Raw genomic sequence first — 15,877 nt, 5'->3', positions numbered from 1 at the left:
CTCACGCCTCCTTCGGGTCAGTGGGGGCGTTGACACGGCGCGAGCGGCGCAGCGGCGGCTTGGCGCCGAGCCGCTTCGGGTCCAGGCCGGACCACGGGTGACCGCTGGCGAAGAACTTCGTACGGGCCATCAGCGTCATGACGGGCTTGGTGAAGAGGAAGACCACGACCACGTCGAGCAGGGTGGTGAGACCCAGCGTGAACGCGAAGCCCTGGACCTTGCCGACGGTGACGACGAAGAGCACCGCGGCGGCGAGGAACGACACGAAGTCGGAGACCAGGATGGTGCGCCGGGCGCGCGGCCAGGCCCGCTCGACGGCCGGACGGAGCGTGCGGCCCTCGCGGATCTCGTCGCGGACCCGTTCGAAGTACACGATGAAGGAGTCCGCGGTGATACCGATGGCCACGATGGCGCCGCAGACCGCCGGGAGGTTCAGCGCGAAGCCGATGGCCGGGCCGAGCAGCGACATGAGCGTGTAGGTCAGGATGCCGGAGACCAGGAGGCTCAGGAGCGCGATGAACGCCAGGCCCCGGTAGTAGGCCACCAGGTAGATGACCACCAGGGCCAGACCGATGGCACCGGCGATCAGACCGGCCTGGAGCTGCTCGCCGCCGAGCGCGGCGGTGACCGTGGTGACGCTCTGCTCCTTGAACGAGAGCGGGAGCGCACCGTAGGAGAGCACGTTGGCCAGGTCCTCGGCGGACTGCTGGGTGAAGCTGCCGGAGATCTCGGCGCTGCCGCTGAGCGTGGTGTTCACCTGGGGCGCGGAGACGACCTCGCCGTCCAGCGCGATGGCGAACTGGTTCTGCGGGGACTGCTGCGCGGAGAGCTTCTTGGTGATCGTCTGGAACTGCTTGGAGCCCTGCTTGGTGAACTCCATGTTGACGATCCACATGCCGCGCTGCTGGTCGAAGCCGGCCTTGGCGCTGTCGACCTCGGTGCCGGACACCTCGGACGGGCCCAGGACGTACTTCGCGTCACCCTCGGAGCTGCACGCGACGACCATGTCGGTGGGCTTGGCCCCCCGTGCAGCCTCGGCGCGGGACGCCTTGCTGGAGCAGTCCAGCGCCGCGAACTGCTTCTGCAGCTTGGCCGCGGCGGCCTCGTCGGCGGCGGACGCGGACGGCGTGGCGTCGGCCTTCGGCGTGGTGCTCGCCTTGGGCGTCGGCGTGGAGTCGGCCTTGAGGGCGCCGGTGACCGCACGGCCCTGGGTGGTGGCGCTCGCGTTCGGCGTCGCCGACGTCTTGCCCTTGTCGGCGGTGGGGGCGCTGGGGCTGCCGGACGGGGTGGGCTTGCCGGACGTCGAGGCGCTGGGCGTCGGGGTGGGCGTGCCCTGGGCGACGGTCAGCACCGGCCGGAAGTAGAGCTTGGCCGTGGTGCCGACCTGCTCCCGGGCCTGGGCGGAATTCGTGCCCTTGGGGATGTTGACGATGATGTTGCTCTTGCCCTGCGTCTGGACCTCGGCCTCGGAGACGCCAAGACCATTGACACGGCGTTCCATGATCTGGACCGCCGTGTCCATGTTGGTCTTGTTGATCGCCGATTCCTGGCCCGGCTCGCTCTTCGCCTCAAGCGTGATCGAGGTGCCGCCCGCCAGGTCGATGCCCAGCCGTGGGGTCGGCTGATCGGCCAGGAACATCCCGCCGGTGAGCGCGACCATGGCGATCAGGATCAGAGCCAGGGAACGCCCCGGCCTGCCCTGACCGCCCGCCGGCCCTCGGCTCTTCTTCGGTGCTGCCACCTTCTCGTTTCTCCCTGTCCAACCGCCCCGCGCCGGGTACGCGCCCGAGCGGCCACGAAGTGTAGTGGGGACCCGCCCCCGCAGAAGACCGCACGGTCCCGGGAATGCCGGATGCCGGTGGGCTCACGGCATCCCCGGGCGTGGGTTACTTCGCGTCGGCCTCGCCGTCGTCCTTGCCCTCGGACTTCTTGCCGGACTCGTCGTCCTTCGGCTCGGCGTCATCGGTCTTCTTGCCGAGGTCGATCCGGGCCTCGTCCGAGGCGTCCTTGTCGGCGTCGTCCTCGGTCAGCGAGGAGGCGTCGTCGGGGACGACGGTGCCGTCGAGGTCGAGGCTGTTCTCGTCGTCGCCGTGGACGATGCGGTTGTACTCCGCGTCGTCGAGGACGGCGCCGATGGCGTTCTTGGCGTAGATGGCGTGGACGCCGGGCGCGATCTCAAGGAGAACCGTGTCGTCGTGCAGCTCCTTGACGGTGGCGTACATGCCCCCGATCGTCCGGACGCCGGTGCCGGGCTGCATCTCGTTGCGCATCTGGGCGGCGGCCGCCTGCTTCTTCTTGGCGGACCGCGTCATCAGGAACATGGCCCCGATGAGCACGATGAAGGGGAGGAGAGTCACGGGATTCACGGGACGAGTTTCCTTCGCACGACCGCGCTCGAAGGCGGCCTGTATCTACGGGGGTGGGTACACCGACCTGTAAGGGCGGCATCGGCGGAGTCTAAGCGAGTCCGCATCGATGGAACAACGCCCAGCGACGCCGTGTGGTTCCTGCTCCGGTCAAGCTGTGACAGATCACGCCCCGAACAGGCCCTGTTGTCCCTTTCCGCCTTGCTGTGGAGGTACGAGCCCCAGATGGGCCCAGGCCGCGGGGGTCGCGACCCGTCCCCGCGGCGTCCTGGCCAGCAAACCCTCCCGTACCAGGAAGGGCTCCGCGACCTCCTCGACGGTCTCGCGCTCCTCCCCCACGGCGACCGCGAGGGTGGACAGCCCGACGGGGCCGCCGCCGAAGAGCTTGAGCAGGGCACCGAGCACCGCGCGGTCGAGCCGGTCGAGACCTCGGGCATCGACCTCGTAGACCCCGAGGGCGGTGGCGGCGACCGGGCGGTCGATCCGTCCGTCGGCCTTGACCTGGGCGTAGTCCCGGACGCGGCGCAGCAGCCGGTTGGCGATCCGGGGGGTGCCGCGGGAGCGGCCGGCGATCTCGGCGGCGCCGTCCGCGTCTATCTCCACGTCGAGGAGGCGGGCGGAGCGGTGGATGACACGCTCCAGCTCGGTGGGGGCGTAGAACTCCATGTGGCCGGTGAAGCCGAACCGGTCGCGCAGCGGCGGCGGCAGCAGTCCGGCCCTGGTGGTCGCGCCGACCAGGGTGAACGGCGGCAGTTCCAGCGGGATCGCCGTGGCGCCTGGGCCCTTGCCGACGATGACGTCGACCCGGAAGTCCTCCATCGCCATGTAGAGCATCTCCTCGGCCGGCCGCGACATGCGGTGGATCTCGTCGAGGAAGAGGACCTCGCCCTCCTGGAGGGAGGAGAGGATCGCGGCGAGGTCGCCGGCGTGCTGGATGGCGGGGCCGGAGGTGATCCGGATCGGTGCGCCCATCTCGGCCGCGATGATCATGGAGAGGGTGGTCTTGCCGAGACCGGGGGCACCGGAGAGCAGGACGTGGTCGGCGGTGGCGCCGCGGGCCAGGGCCGCCTTGAGGACCAGGTCGAGCTGTTCGCGCACCTTCTCCTGGCCGACGAATTCGTCCAGGTCCTTCGGGCGCAGCGCCGCTTCGACCGCGGTGTCCTCGCCGTCCGCGTCGGCATGGACGAGGCTCTCGTCGAGCCTCTCGTCGGTGTCGGGTCCGGTCTCGTCCCAGTTCATTCAGTCTGTCCCGCCTCGGGTGTTTCGGTGCCGTGCGGTGCCCGGCCCGGCGTCGGGGTGTTCCCCGGGGTGCGGCGCTCCGGTCAGCGCGCGCGGTTGAGGGTCTGGAGTGCGGCACGCAGCAGCTGCGGCACGGGGGCCTGTCCGCCCTCGGCGATCGCCGCCTCGGCCTGCGGGGCGACGGCGGTGACCGCCTCGTCGGCCTCGCGGGTGGCGTAGCCGAGGCCGATCAGGGCGGCCTGGAGCTGATCGCGCCAGGAACTGGTGACAGCGGTACCGATGCCCTGGCGGCCGATGTGGGCGCCGACCGGCTCGCCGAGCCTGTCCTTCAGTTCGAGGAGGAGTTTCTGTGCGCCCTTCTTGCCGATGCCGGAGACGGCGGTGAGCGCCTTCTCGTCGCCGGTGGCGACCGCGGTGCGCAGGGCGTCCGGGCTGTGGGTGGCGAGCATCGCCTGGGCGAGCCGGGGTCCGACGCCGCTGGCGGTCTGGAGCAGCTCGAAGACCTGCCGCTCGTCGTCGTCGGCGAAGCCGTAGAGGGTGAGGGAGTCCTCCCGTACGACGAGGGAGGTGGCGAGCCTGGCCTCCTTGCCGATCCGGAGGCCGGCGAGGGTGTTCGGCGCGCACTGGACGGCCATGCCGATGCCGCCGACCTCGATCACGGCCGTGGTCGGGGCGAGTGCGGCGACGGGGCCGCTGACGAAGGCGATCATCGGGGGACCTTCCGGACGGGAACTGCGGGTGTACGGGGGACGCGCGGGGTGCGGGACGCGGCGGCTGCCGCGTGGGCCTGCTGGAGGCGGTTGACGGCGGGGGCGCGCCAGATGTGGCAGATGGCGAGGGCCAGGGCGTCGGCAGCGTCGGCCGGTTTCGGCGGGGCGTCGAGCCGCAGCAGCCGGGTGACCATCGCGCCGACCTGTGCCTTGTCGGCGCGGCCGCTGCCCGTGACGGCCGCCTTGACCTCGCTGGGGGTGTGCAGGGCGACGGGGATGCCGCGGCGCGAGGCGCAGAGCATGGCGACGGCGCTGGCCTGGGCGGTGCCCATGACCGTACGGACGTTGTGCTGGCTGAACACCCGCTCCACGGCGACGAATTCGGGCCGGTGCTCGTCGAGCCACTCCTCGATGCCGCGCTCGATGGCGACCAGTCGGTGCCCGAGCTCGGCGTCGGCCGGGGTGCGCACGACCCCGACGCCGAGCATCGTCAGGGGGCGGCCGGCGACGCCTTCGACGACGCCGACACCGCACCGGGTCAGCCCCGGGTCCACGCCCAGCACCCGCATGGGACGCCCCCTCCGTACCGATCGGTCAACTGTTCCCGCAGGCTATCGGCTCGCACTGACAATGCGACGGGCCGACGGGGTGTGTCCCCGTCGGCCCGTCGCTGAGGGCTGCGCCGAGCGCGGCTCAGGCGTCGACCTTCTCCATGACCTCGTCCGAGACGTCGAAGTTGGCGAAGACGTTCTGCACGTCGTCGCTGTCCTCCAGCGCGTCGATCAGCTTGAAGATCTTGCGCGCGCCTTCCTCGTCCAGCTCGACCTGCATGGTGGGCAGGAAGTTGGCCTCGGCGGAGTCGTAGTCGATGCCGGCCTCCTGGAGCGCGGTGCGGACCGCGACCATGTCGGTGGCCTCGCTGACGACCTCGTACGTGTCACCGAGGTCGTTGACCTCCTCGGCGCCCGCGTCGAGCACGGCGCCCAGGACGTCGTCCTCGGACAGCTCGCCCTTGGGGACGATGACGACGCCCTTGCGGTTGAACAGGTACGAGACCGAACCCGGGTCGGCCATCGAACCCCCGTTGCGGGTCATCGCGACCCGTACGTCGGACGCGGCACGGTTGCGGTTGTCCGTGAGGCACTCGATGAGCACCGCGACACCGTTGGGGCCGTAACCCTCGTACATGATCGTCTGGTAGTCGACGCCGCCCGCTTCGAGACCGCCACCGCGCTTGACCGCGGAGTCGATGTTCTTGTTCGGTACGGAGCTCTTCTTCGCCTTCTGGATCGCGTCCACGAGGGTCGGGTTGCCCTCGGGGTCCACACCGCCGGTGCGGGCCGCGACCTCGATGTTCTTGATCAGCTTCGCGAAGAGCTTGCCGCGCTTGGCATCAATCACGGCCTTCTTGTGCTTCGTCGTAGCCCATTTAGAGTGGCCGGACATCTGCCTTCTCCTTCGCGTCACCAAAAACGATTCGAACCCGAGAGATCCTACCGGGATCGAGTCAGCCGACTGCGCGCACCATGTCCACGAACAACGCGTGAACGCGATGGTCTCCGGTCAATTCCGGGTGGAACGACGTAGCCAGGGCGTTTCCCTGACGGACGGCGACGATATGGCCGCCGTGCTCCGCCACCACCTTGGCCTGCGCACCGACGGACTCCACCCAGGGGGCGCGGATGAACACGCCCTCCACGGGGCCGCCCTCGATCCCGGCGACCTCCACGGCCGCCTCGAAGGACTCGTTCTGCCGCCCGAAGGCGTTGCGGCGCACGATCATGTCGATCCCGCCGATTGTCTCCTGGCCCGAGCGCGGGTCGAGGATCTTGTCGGCGAGCAGGATCATTCCGGCGCAGGTGCCGTAGACGGGCATGCCGTCCCGTACCCGCTCACGCAGGGGTTCCAGCATGCCGAACAGGGAAGCCAGCTTGGACATCGTGGTGGACTCGCCACCGGGGACGACCAGGCCGTCGACCTCGGCGAGTTCCTCGGGACGCCGGACCGGCCTGGCCAGGGCGTCAGCCGAGGCCAGGGCGATCAGGTGTTCCCGTACGTCGCCCTGGAGGGCCAGGACTCCGATCACAGGGGTGTCGCTCATCGGTGATTACCAGCCACGGTTGGCGTAGCGCTCGGTCTCGGGCAGGGTGTCGCAGTTGATGCCGACCATGGCCTCGCCCAGGTTCCGGGAGGCGTCCGCGATGATCTTCGGGTCGTCGTAGAAGGTGGTGGCCTTCACGATCGCGGCGGCGCGCTTGGCCGGGTCGCCGGACTTGAAGATCCCGGAGCCGACGAAGACGCCCTCGGCGCCGAGCTGGCGCATCAGCGCGGCGTCGGCGGGGGTGGCGACACCGCCCGCGGAGAACAGCACGACGGGCAGTTTGCCGAGCTCCGAGACCTCCTTGACCAGCTCGTACGGGGCGCGGAGCTCCTTGGCGGCGGCGTACAGCTCGTTGTTGTCGTAGCCGCGCAGGCGGGCGATCTCGTTCTTGATCTGGCGCAGGTGACGGACCGCCTCGACGACGTTTCCGGTGCCGGCCTCGCCCTTCGAGCGGATCATGGCCGCGCCCTCGGCGATCCGGCGCAGGGCCTCGCCCAGGTTGGTGGCGCCGCAGACGAACGGGGTGGTGAAGGCGAACTTGTCGCTGTGGTTGACCTCGTCGGCCGGGGTGAGGACCTCGGACTCGTCGATGTAGTCGACGCCGAGGGACTGCAGGACCTGAGCCTCGACGAAGTGGCCGATACGGGACTTCGCCATCACCGGGATGGAGACGGCCTCGATGATCTCCTCGATCATGTTCGGGTCCGACATCCGGGCGACGCCGCCGTCCTTGCGGATGTCGGCCGGCACCCGCTCCAGGGCCATGACGGCCACGGCGCCCGCGTCCTCGGCGATCTTCGCCTGCTCGGCGTTGACGACGTCCATGATCACGCCGCCCTTGAGCTGCTCGGCCATGCCGCGCTTGACGCGCGCGGTGCCCGTGGCCGGGGAGTCGGCGGACTGCGGGGTGGTGGGAAGCGTGGACATGGATCGACCTCACTCGGAGAAAAAGTTGCTGAAAAGCGCTGGTTGATGCAGTGCTGAGCAAACTCTCCTGGAACAGTCCACTGCAAGGGCCAATGGAAGGCCGGTGGATCGTTTTGAACGCGTACGTGGCGGGATGTGGCCCCCGTCACGCGTGAATACGGCCGTCCGGTCAGCTGACGGGGCGGTCGGCGAGGGCCACCGGGGGTTCGTCGTCCATCTCGAAGGCCAGCGGGAACGGGGCGTGTCCGGCCAGCCGGAACCACCGCACCTTGCGGTGCCGGCGCAGCGCGCGCGCCGCGCGCACCGCGTCGTTGTGGAACCGCCGGGCCATGGGCACGCGGCGCACGGCGGCGGCGAGTTCGAGCGCCGCCTCCTCACCGCCGGGGATCTCCTTCACGGCCTCCACCTGCGCCGGCTCGCCGAAGACCGCCCGCAGCGCGGTGCTCAGCTCGCTCTCCGCGACCTCGCGGTGCTCCTCCTCCGCCTGGCGGGCGGCGTGCGCGGCCTCGTACAGGACGATGGAGGCGGCCGGATCGAGGACACCGGACGTGGCCAGTTCCTGGGTGACCGACGCACGGCGCAGGAGTTGCGCGTCGAGGGCGGCCCGGGCGGCGTCGATGCGGGTGTGCAGCCGGTCCAGCCGTCCGGCGGTCCAGCTGAGGTACATACCGATCGCGACGATCGCGACGGCGATCCAGATGAGGGTTTCGATCACGGGCGGCAAGGCTACCGGTGAGGCCCGGACGGCGTGGCAGCCCGGCCCCGGCTCCCCGGCCCCCGGCCGGCGGCCCTCACTCCCGCGCCAGTCCGAACCGGGCCCGCAGCCCCGTGCGTTCGTCGGCCGCCACCGAGGCCGCCCCGTCCGTCACCGTCTCGTACACCGCGAGGATGTCCGCGCCGACCGTCGACCAGTCGAACCGGCGTACGTGCGCGGCGCCCCGCTCACGCAGCTCCGCACGCCGCTCCGGGTCGCCGAGCAGCCGGATCGCCGCAGCGGCCAGCGCGTCCGCGTCCTCGTTGGCGAAGAGCTCGCCCGCCGCGCCGAGGTCCAGCACCTGCGCGAACGCGTCCAGGTCGCTGGCGAGGACCGGGGCGCCGGCCGACATGGCCTCGACCAGGATGATCCCGAAGCTCTCGCCCCCGGTGTTGGGCGCCACGTACACATCGACGCTGCGCAGCAGCCGCGCCTTGTCCTCGTCGCTCACCATGCCGAGGAATTCGACCCGCTCGCGCATCGGGGCGGGCAGCGAGGCGACAGCCTCCTCCTCGTCGCCCCGGCCGGCCACCAGCAGCCGGGTGTCCGGGCGGGCGTCGAGGATCGCGGGCAGGGCCCGCATCAGGACCGGCAGGCCCTTGCGCGGCTCGTCGATGCGCCCGATGAAGCCGATCGTGCCGCCCTGCCACTCGGCCTTGGGCTCGGCGGCGGCGAAGAAGCCGACATCGACGCCGTTCGGGATGACGACGGCGTCGCCGCCGAGGTGCTCGACCAGGGTGCGGCGGGCGTACTCGCTCACCGCGATGCGCGCACTGATCTTCTCCAGCGCCGGCTGGAGTATCGGGTACGCCGCGATCATGGCCCGGGAGCGCGGGTTGGACGTGTGGAACGTGGCGACAATCGGCCCCTGCGCGGCCCAGCAGGCGAGCAGCCCCAGCGACGGCGAGGTCGGCTCGTGGATGTGGATCACGTCGAAGGTGCCGTCGTGCAGCCAGCGGCGCACCCGGGCGGCCGAGAGGAAGCCGAAGTTCAGCCGGGCGACGGAGCCGTTGTACGGGACGGGCACGGCCCGGCCCGCCGACACCACGTACGGCGGCAGCGGCGTCTCGTCGTCCGCGGGCGCCAGCACCGACACCTGGTGTCCCAGCCGGATCAGGTGCTCGGCCAGGTCGCGGATGTGGAACTGCACCCCGCCGGGCACGTCCCAGGAGTACGGGCAGACGATGCCGATCTTCACGTCCGGTCCTCCCGGGTCTCCAGATCGGCGAGCCAGAGCCGTTGCAGCATGTGCCAGTCCTCCGGATGGTCGGCGATCCCGACGGCGAAGGCATCGGCCAGCGCCTGTGTCATCGAGGACGTCTTCTCGGTGCGGTCACCTGACTCGGGCAGCTCGACCGGAGCGTGGATCCGGGCCTTCATCACGGGCGTGTCGTCGTAGGAGAGCGTCACCGGCAGCAGCAGCGCCCCGGTCTGCTGGGCCAGCAGCGCGGGCCCGGCGGGCATCCGCGCGGTGTCGCCGAAGAACGTCACCTCGACCCCGGAGGCGGACAGATCACGGTCGGCGACCAGACAGACCAGCCCGCCCGCCCGCAGCCGCCTCGCCAGGGTGCCGAAGGCCGCCCCGCCGCTGTGCGGCAGGACCTCCATGCCGAGCCCCTCGCGGTAGGCGACGAACCGGTCGTACAGGGTCTCGGGCTTGAGGCGCTCGGCGACCGTGGTGAAGGGCACCTTGAGATCGGTGGTGACCCAGGCTCCCGCCAGGTCCCAGTTCCCCAGGTGCGGCAGGGCGAGGATGACGCCGCGCCCGGAGTCGAGACCGTCGGTCAGCCGGTGCGCGTCCGTCACCTCTATGGACGCCTTGATCCGCGCCGGACTCCAGGTGGGCAGCCGGAACGACTCCATCCAGTAGCGCATGTACGAGCGCATCCCGGCCCTGGAGAGCTCGGCCAGCCGGGCCGGCGACGCCCCGGGCACGACCCGGGCCAGATTCGACTCCAGCCGCAACACGCTCTTGCCGCGCCGTTTCCAGGCCTGGTCGGCGATGGTGCGGAAGAGAGCCCGGGCGACCGGCTCGGGCAGCTTCTTGACCGCGCCCCAGCCGAGCCCGTACAGCCCGTCGGTCAGCCGGTCCCGCAGGCCGTTGCGCGGCTGCGCCGGGTCCTCGCTCACCGGTCGGTCCCGCTCCCCGGCCCCGCGGCGGCGGCCTCGGCCGCGTCGGCCTCGGCGGACTCGCGGCGCACGGTCACGACCCGCTGCACGAGCGTCACCAGGCTGCCCACGGCGACGATCCACAGCGCGATCGGCAGCAGGACCTGGATCCCGGGCACACCGAACTTGTGCAGACCGGCGAGCCCGGCCGCGACCAGCGAGATCACCAGCCGCTCGGCGCGCTCCACGAGCCCGTTGACCGCGACCGGCAGCCCGATCGACTCGCCGCGCGCCTTCGTGTACGAGACCACCTGGCCGCTGGCCAGGCAGAAGATCGCGACCGCGCAGAGCGCGTTGTCGTCGCCGTTGCCCGCGTACCAGAGCGCGAATCCGCCGAAGATCGCCCCGTCGGCGACCCGGTCCAGGGTCGAGTCCAGGAACGCGCCCCAACGGCTGGAGATACCGGCCTGCCGGGCCATGTTGCCGTCGACGAGGTCGGAGAAGACGAAGATCGTGATGACGATCGTGCCCCAGAAGAACTCCCCCATCGGGAAGAAGACCAGCGCACCTGCCATCACCCCGGCCGTACCGATCAGAGTGACCGCGTCGGGGCTCACGCCGAGACGGAGCAGCAGCGCGGCGAACGGTGTGAGGACACGCGTAAAAAATGCACGCGCGTACTTGTTCAGCATGGCCTTCCCGAGGGTCGGTGGGCCGAGCGGCCCCTACGGCCACCGGCTGGCCCATCGTAGTCACCACCGCCGGACTCCACCGTCCGGGCACCCGGCGTCGCGCGGCGACGTGCCATGTATGGACGCGGCCCGGCCCGAGTGGAAAGCTCGAATTACCGCGGGCGTCGCCGCAGCCGCCGCGGCGGCTCCCCAGTGCCCGTGCAGCTCTCTCCCCACATCGCGTCGGTTCTCTTCCGCTCCCCGCAACTATCTGGGAGGCACGCATCATGGGCGACAAGGCACACGCACACACCGGGGCCGCCGGCAGGGCAGCGACGGCCGGCCGGCCCTCATCCGTACGGAATGTGGTGCTGGTCGGCCACAGCGGCTCCGGAAAGACCACGCTCGTCGAGGCCCTCGCACTGACCGCGGGCGCCGTCAACCGGGCGGGCCGGGTCGAGGACGGTGCCACCGTCTCCGACTACGACGAGATCGAACACCGCCAGCAGCGTTCCGTACAGCTCTCCCTGGTCCCCGTCGAATGGGGCGGGTACAGGATCAACCTGCTGGACACCCCCGGCTACGCGGATTTCGTCGGGGAACTCAGGGCCGGTCTGCGCGCGGCGGACGCGGCCCTGTTCGTCGTGTCCGCCGCGCAGGAGGCCGACGCGGTGGCGGGTGCCACCCGCGCCGTCTGGGAGGAGTGCGCGGCCGTCGGCATGCCGCGCGCCATCGTCGTCACCCACCTCGACACGGCCCGCACCCCGTTCGAGGAGATGACCCGGATCTGCGGCGAGATCTTCGGCGGCGACGACCCCGATGCCGTGCTCCCGCTCTATCTGCCCGTCCACGGCCCCGAGGGCGCCGACGGGCACGCCCCGCTCACCGGGCTCACCGGACTCCTCACCCAGCGGATCCTCGACTACTCCTCGGGCGAGCGGCGGGAGAACCCGCCCGCCGAGGACCAGCGGCCGGCGCTCCAGGAGGCCCGCGACCGCCTCGTCGAGGGGATCATCGCCGAGAGCGAGGACGAGACCCTGATGGACCGGTACCTCGACGGGGCCGAGGTCGACATCAAGACACTCGTCGACGACCTGGAGCGCGCCGTGGCCCGGGGCACCTTCCACCCCGTCCTCACCGCCGCCCCCGCCGCTCCGGGCGCCCGCCAGGGCATCGGCACCGTCGAGCTGCTGGACCTGATCACCGGTGGCTTCCCGGCCCCGCCGGAGCGCCCGCTCCCCGACGTCACCCCCTTGCACGGGGCGTCACGGCCGGTCCTGACCTGCGACCCGGACGGCCCGCTCGTCGCCGAGGTCGTCAAGACGGCCTCCGACCCCTACGTCGGCCGGATCTCGCTGGTCCGCGTCTTCTCCGGCACCCTGCGTCCCGACGAGACCGTCCACGTCTTCGGCCACGGACTCACCGACCCCGGCCGCGAGCCCCGCCCCTTCCACGAGACCGAGGTGCGCGTCGGGGCGCTCTCCTCCCCCTTCGGCAAACAGCAGCGCCCGCTCACCGCCTGTATCGCGGGGGATCTGGCCAGCGTCGCCAAACTGGGCGGCGCCGAGACCGGGGACACCCTCTCCGACCCGGACCGGCCGTTGCTGCTGGATCCCTGGACCACCCCGGACCCGCTGCTGCCGCTGGCCATCGAGGCACACAGCAAGGCGGACGACGACAAGCTCTCCCAGGGGCTCGCCCGACTGGTCGCCGAGGATCCGACCATGCGCCTGGAACAGAATCAGGACACCCACCAGGTGGTCCTGTGGTGCCTCGGCGAGGTCCACCAGGACGTGGCGCTGGACCGGTTGCGCAGCCGCTACGGCGTCCAGGTCGACGCCGTACCGCACAAGGTGTCGCTCCGTGAGACCTTCGCGGCCCCGTCGGCCGGGCGCGGCAGGCACGTGAAGCAGTCCGGCGGCCACGGCCAGTACGCCATCTGCGAGATCGACGTGGAGCCGCTGCCTCCGGGCTCGGGCATCGAATTCGTCGACAAGGTGGTCGGCGGGGCGGTGCCCCGTCAGTTCGTCCCGTCCGTCGAGAAGGGGGTGCGGGCCCAGGCCGCCCGCGGGGTCTCGGCCGGCCATCCGCTCGTCGATGTGCGCATCACGCTGCGGGACGGCAAGTCCCACTCGGTGGACTCCTCCGACGCGGCGTTCCAGACCGCGGGCGCGCTGGCCCTGCGCGAGGCCGCCGCGGACACCCGTATCCAGCTCCTCGAACCCGTCGCCGAGGTCCGGGTCCTGGTACCCGACGACTATGTCGGGCCGGTGATGAGCGATCTGTCCGGGCGGCGCGGCAGGGTGATCGGAACCGAACAGTCCGGCACCGGCCGCACCCTGGTGCGGGCCGAGGTGCCCGAGCTGGAGATCGGCCGGTACGCGGTCGACCTGCGCTCCCTCTCCCATGGCGCCGGCCGGTTCGACCGGGCGTACGCCCGGCACGAAGCGATGCCCCCGCAGCTCGCCGAACGCCTCCGGGGACAGCCGGAGAACAACCCTAACGACTCATGACCGGCCATGCCGCCCGTCTTTGTCCACAGGGGCGGGCGGCGCGGCGATCCGGACGATACGCTTTGGTCCCAGCTCAGAAGGTGTGCCGGGCACGGCAGTTGGGAAACAGCCGCAGGAGCAGTTCCTCGGCGGCGAGTGGGGGCGACAGTGGCCAGCGACGGATTCGATTTCTCTCCCGGAGCGCAGATCCCGCTCCAGGGTTCGGGCGGACAGGCGGTGGCGACGAACGCCCTCGCCTCCGCCGCGTACCGCGACAGCCCGGTGGAGAAAATCCTTGAAGCCAACAGTGAATGGCACAAGTCCGAAGTCAAGGTGGGCCGTTCCAAGCTCTTCAAGTCCGACTATTTCAAGCCCAATCTCGGCGAGGCGTTCTCCCGCGCCGTCCAGGAACGCATGCTGGGCGGCGCCCGCGGCGCCCTCATCCAGTCCTTCGGGACCGACCCGCAGACGGTCGTCGAGCACTGTCTGTCCGCGAGCCGCCTCCGCAAGAGCCGCGACACCAAACTCACCGCCGTCACCGCGCTGTTCGGCTTCGTCTTCCTGCCCGGCATGATCCTGTGGGTCCTCGCCTTCCGCCTGCGCGACTACCTCGGCGGCACCAAGGACAAGGCCCTCTCCGCCCTGGGCAGCGCGCTGCTGCCGATCATCGGCATCGTGGCGCTGGTCTTCCTGGTCGGCCTGCCGCTCAACGGATTCCTGGCGCTCTACGTCCGGGCGATGATCATCGCCCCCGTCATCGGCTGGTTCATCGCCAAGCGGATCGCCGAGTCCTCCGCCAAGGACATGCGCGCCCGTTGGGAGGGGCTGCTCTCCGGCGGCGGCGTCATCGCCAAGATCCCCGAGGCAGTGCCGAAGAACCCCAACGAGACCTCCCGCGAGGCGCTCCGCCAGGGCCTGGAGAAGCTCACCGCCGAGCAGCAGTCCAACTCGGTCTTCTACGCGGGCCCCAAGGGCATCCTCGGCATGGGCACCCGCTGGGGCAGCTGGCAGCTCGCCGAGGAGCTCGTCTCCAAGGACCCCGGCAAGGAGTTCCACCAGTTCCGCAGCTGGGACCTGATCCGGGCCATCCACGACCAGCTCAAGGTGCTGGAGCGCGGCCCGCTGAACACCGGGGGGTTCCCCACCCCGTCGGTCACCCACTGGATCGTGTCCCCCGTCGGGGAGAACGCCGGCTCGGTCTCCCGCCCCGACGGCGAGGACGTCGCCACCTTCCAGGTCAAGCCGCACGAGATACAGCGGATCTGCAACCACCAGCAGTTCGGCAGCGGCGACCGGCACTATCTGGGCGTCCAGTTCACCCTCTGGGAAGGCCAGTTGATCATCACGATGATGATCACGGTCACGGTGCTCCACGAGACGCTGCGCATCGAGGTCACCGGACACGCGCTCGGGCCGGTCCACTCGCTCTTCACCAGCAAGCCCGCGGCCAAGACCAAGACGGTCAACAAGACCGTCCGGTTCTGGGAGACCCGCGACATAACCCTCCCCCTGGTCGAGCCCGGCGAGGTCGTCCGGCTCGCCCTGCGCGCCCCGTTCACCTGGTACCCGCCGCTGCTGGACTACCTGGGCGGCAAGATCGCCCTGCCCGAACCGTTCGGCCTGCGGCACGCCTGGGCCGAGAAGCCGTGGCGCCACCGCTTCATGGCGGACGACGCGATGCGTGCCGCGACGCCGGTCCTGCGCGCCGTCCACAGCGCCGCCCTGCGCGTCCTCAAGGAGAACGGCGTCGATACCGAGCGCTTCGACAACCGCTCGATGATACTGAGCGGCGCGGTGCAGGACCCGACCCCGCGCAAGGCCGACCTGTACGACGCGTAGCCGGGCGCCCCGACGCGCGAAGGCCGCCCCGGCAGGAAACAGCAGCCGGGGCGGCCCTTGCGGAAGCCAGGGCCGGGATCAGCCGGCCGGCCAGGCGTCGGCCAGCATCTTGCGGGTGTCGGCGAGCAGCTGCGGCAGCACCTTCGTGTGGCCGACCACCGGCATGAAGTTGGTGTCGCCACCCCAGCGCGGCACCAGGTGCTGGTGCAGATGGGCCGCGATCCCGGCCCCCGCCACCGAACCCTGGTTCATGCCGATGTTGAATCCGTGCGCTCCCGAGGCCGCCCGCAGCGCCACCATCGCCCGCTTGGTGAAGTCGGCCAGCTCCATGGTCTCCGGGCCGTCCAGCTCCGTGTAGTCCGCGACGTGCCGGTACGGCACCACCATCAGATGGCCGCCGTTGTACGGATACAGGTTCAGCACGGCGTAGACGTACTTGCCGCGCGCGACGACGAGCCCGTCCTCGTCCGTACTCGACGGGATCCCGCAGAACGGACAGCCGTCGCCGGCCTCCGGACCGGTCGGCTTGTTCTCGCCCTGGATGTACGCCATCCGGTGGGGCGTCCACAGGCGCTGGAACGCATCGGGCGTTCCCACTCCGATCTGCTGCTCCGGCTCACTCGTCATGGCGATCAGCATATTGCTTCACTCCCCGGGTGCGTGTCGCCG

At 70.8% G+C, this 15,877-nt stretch carries 15 protein-coding genes; 2 read left to right on the top strand and 13 right to left on the bottom strand.

From position 1 onward, the window contains the following. Position 1: 1 nt before the first annotated feature. From secD to pgsA, 12 genes are all read right to left on the bottom strand, one after another. Entirely contained in the window at positions 2–1,741 is a 1,740-nt protein-coding gene (gene secD / locus EES42_RS15595) for a protein translocase subunit SecD (RefSeq protein ID WP_124718830.1), read from the bottom strand. A 145-nt stretch (positions 1,742–1,886) separates the two neighbouring features. Then, positions 1,887–2,366, bottom strand: coding sequence for a preprotein translocase subunit YajC (gene yajC / locus EES42_RS15590; protein WP_124718829.1), 480 nt, complete (start codon positions 2,364–2,366; stop codon positions 1,887–1,889). Between the two features lie 165 nt (positions 2,367–2,531). Beyond that, positions 2,532–3,605: a Holliday junction branch migration DNA helicase RuvB gene (gene ruvB / locus EES42_RS15585; protein ID WP_124718828.1), complete on the bottom strand. Its 1,074-nt coding sequence runs from the start codon at positions 3,603–3,605 to the stop codon at positions 2,532–2,534. Between the two features lie 83 nt (positions 3,606–3,688). Further along, positions 3,689–4,315 (bottom strand): Holliday junction branch migration protein RuvA, encoded by a 627-nt coding sequence (gene ruvA / locus EES42_RS15580; RefSeq protein WP_124718827.1) that lies wholly within the window; start codon positions 4,313–4,315, stop codon positions 3,689–3,691. Further along, positions 4,312–4,884, bottom strand: a complete 573-nt coding sequence (gene ruvC / locus EES42_RS15575) for a crossover junction endodeoxyribonuclease RuvC (protein WP_124718826.1) — start codon at positions 4,882–4,884, stop codon at positions 4,312–4,314. The genes ruvA and ruvC overlap by 4 nt, the downstream gene beginning before the upstream one ends. Before the next feature lie 124 nt (positions 4,885–5,008). Then, entirely contained in the window at positions 5,009–5,761 is a 753-nt protein-coding gene (locus tag EES42_RS15570; protein ID WP_093541068.1) for a YebC/PmpR family DNA-binding transcriptional regulator, read from the bottom strand. Between the two features lie 61 nt (positions 5,762–5,822). Beyond that, positions 5,823–6,416 (bottom strand): pyridoxal 5'-phosphate synthase glutaminase subunit PdxT, encoded by a 594-nt coding sequence (gene pdxT / locus EES42_RS15565; RefSeq protein WP_124718825.1) that lies wholly within the window; start codon positions 6,414–6,416, stop codon positions 5,823–5,825. A 6-nt stretch (positions 6,417–6,422) separates the two neighbouring features. Then, positions 6,423–7,343 carry a pyridoxal 5'-phosphate synthase lyase subunit PdxS gene (pdxS, locus tag EES42_RS15560; protein WP_124718824.1) on the bottom strand — a complete coding sequence of 307 codons (921 nt, stop codon included), beginning with the start codon at positions 7,341–7,343 and terminating at the stop codon, positions 6,423–6,425. Positions 7,344–7,512: 169 nt separating this feature from the next. After that, the gene (locus EES42_RS15555) at positions 7,513–8,010 is read right to left on the bottom strand and encodes a hypothetical protein (protein WP_124719377.1); all 498 of its coding nucleotides are present in this window, start codon (positions 8,008–8,010) and stop codon (positions 7,513–7,515) included. Positions 8,011–8,134: 124 nt separating this feature from the next. After that, the gene (locus tag EES42_RS15550) at positions 8,135–9,295 is read right to left on the bottom strand and encodes a glycosyltransferase family 4 protein (protein WP_124718823.1); all 1,161 of its coding nucleotides are present in this window, start codon (positions 9,293–9,295) and stop codon (positions 8,135–8,137) included. Further along, positions 9,292–10,227: a phosphatidylinositol mannoside acyltransferase gene (locus EES42_RS15545; protein WP_124718822.1), complete on the bottom strand. Its 936-nt coding sequence runs from the start codon at positions 10,225–10,227 to the stop codon at positions 9,292–9,294. The genes EES42_RS15550 and EES42_RS15545 overlap by 4 nt, the downstream gene beginning before the upstream one ends. Then, positions 10,224–10,898, bottom strand: coding sequence for a phosphatidylinositol phosphate synthase (pgsA, locus tag EES42_RS15540; RefSeq protein WP_124718821.1), 675 nt, complete (start codon positions 10,896–10,898; stop codon positions 10,224–10,226). Before pgsA ends, EES42_RS15545 begins: the two co-directional genes overlap by 4 nt. A 266-nt stretch (positions 10,899–11,164) precedes the next feature. Between pgsA and EES42_RS15535 the strand changes: the two genes are divergently transcribed. Then, positions 11,165–13,390: an elongation factor G-like protein EF-G2 gene (locus EES42_RS15535; RefSeq protein WP_124718820.1), complete on the top strand. Its 2,226-nt coding sequence runs from the start codon at positions 11,165–11,167 to the stop codon at positions 13,388–13,390. 147 nt (positions 13,391–13,537) lie between these two features. Next, the gene (locus EES42_RS15530) at positions 13,538–15,208 is read left to right on the top strand and encodes a hypothetical protein (protein WP_124718819.1); all 1,671 of its coding nucleotides are present in this window, start codon (positions 13,538–13,540) and stop codon (positions 15,206–15,208) included. 78 nt (positions 15,209–15,286) lie between these two features. Here the strand turns inward: EES42_RS15530 and EES42_RS15525 are convergent, their stop codons facing one another. Beyond that, on the bottom strand, positions 15,287–15,847 hold the full coding sequence (locus tag EES42_RS15525) for an HIT family protein (RefSeq protein ID WP_124718818.1): 561 nt from the start codon (positions 15,845–15,847) through the stop codon (positions 15,287–15,289). Positions 15,848–15,877 lie beyond the last annotated feature (30 nt).

It is taken from the genome of Streptomyces sp. ADI95-17 (assembly GCF_003846175.1).
GTDB classification, from domain to species: Bacteria; Actinomycetota; Actinomycetes; order Streptomycetales; family Streptomycetaceae; genus Streptomyces; species Streptomyces sanglieri.
This window is presented reverse-complemented; position numbering and strand designations above follow the sequence as displayed.

Bases quoted from the DNA above. Each gene is read 5' to 3' on its own strand.
- ruvB (WP_124718828.1), bottom strand. From the start codon at position 3,605: ATGAACTGGGACGAGACCGGACCCGACACCGACGAGAGGCTCGACGAG.
- ruvA (WP_124718827.1), bottom strand. From the start codon at position 4,315: ATGATCGCCTTCGTCAGCGGCCCCGTCGCCGCACTCGCCCCGACCACG.
- ruvC (WP_124718826.1), bottom strand. From the start codon at position 4,884: ATGCGGGTGCTGGGCGTGGACCCGGGGCTGACCCGGTGCGGTGTCGGC.
- EES42_RS15570 (WP_093541068.1), bottom strand. From the start codon at position 5,761: ATGTCCGGCCACTCTAAATGGGCTACGACGAAGCACAAGAAGGCCGTG.
- pdxT (WP_124718825.1), bottom strand. From the start codon at position 6,416: ATGAGCGACACCCCTGTGATCGGAGTCCTGGCCCTCCAGGGCGACGTA.
- pdxS (WP_124718824.1), bottom strand. From the start codon at position 7,343: ATGTCCACGCTTCCCACCACCCCGCAGTCCGCCGACTCCCCGGCCACG.
- EES42_RS15555 (WP_124719377.1), bottom strand. From the start codon at position 8,010: ATGTACCTCAGCTGGACCGCCGGACGGCTGGACCGGCTGCACACCCGC.
- pgsA (WP_124718821.1), bottom strand. From the start codon at position 10,898: ATGCTGAACAAGTACGCGCGTGCATTTTTTACGCGTGTCCTCACACCG.
- EES42_RS15535 (WP_124718820.1), top strand. From the start codon at position 11,165: ATGGGCGACAAGGCACACGCACACACCGGGGCCGCCGGCAGGGCAGCG.
- EES42_RS15525 (WP_124718818.1), bottom strand. From the start codon at position 15,847: ATGCTGATCGCCATGACGAGTGAGCCGGAGCAGCAGATCGGAGTGGGA.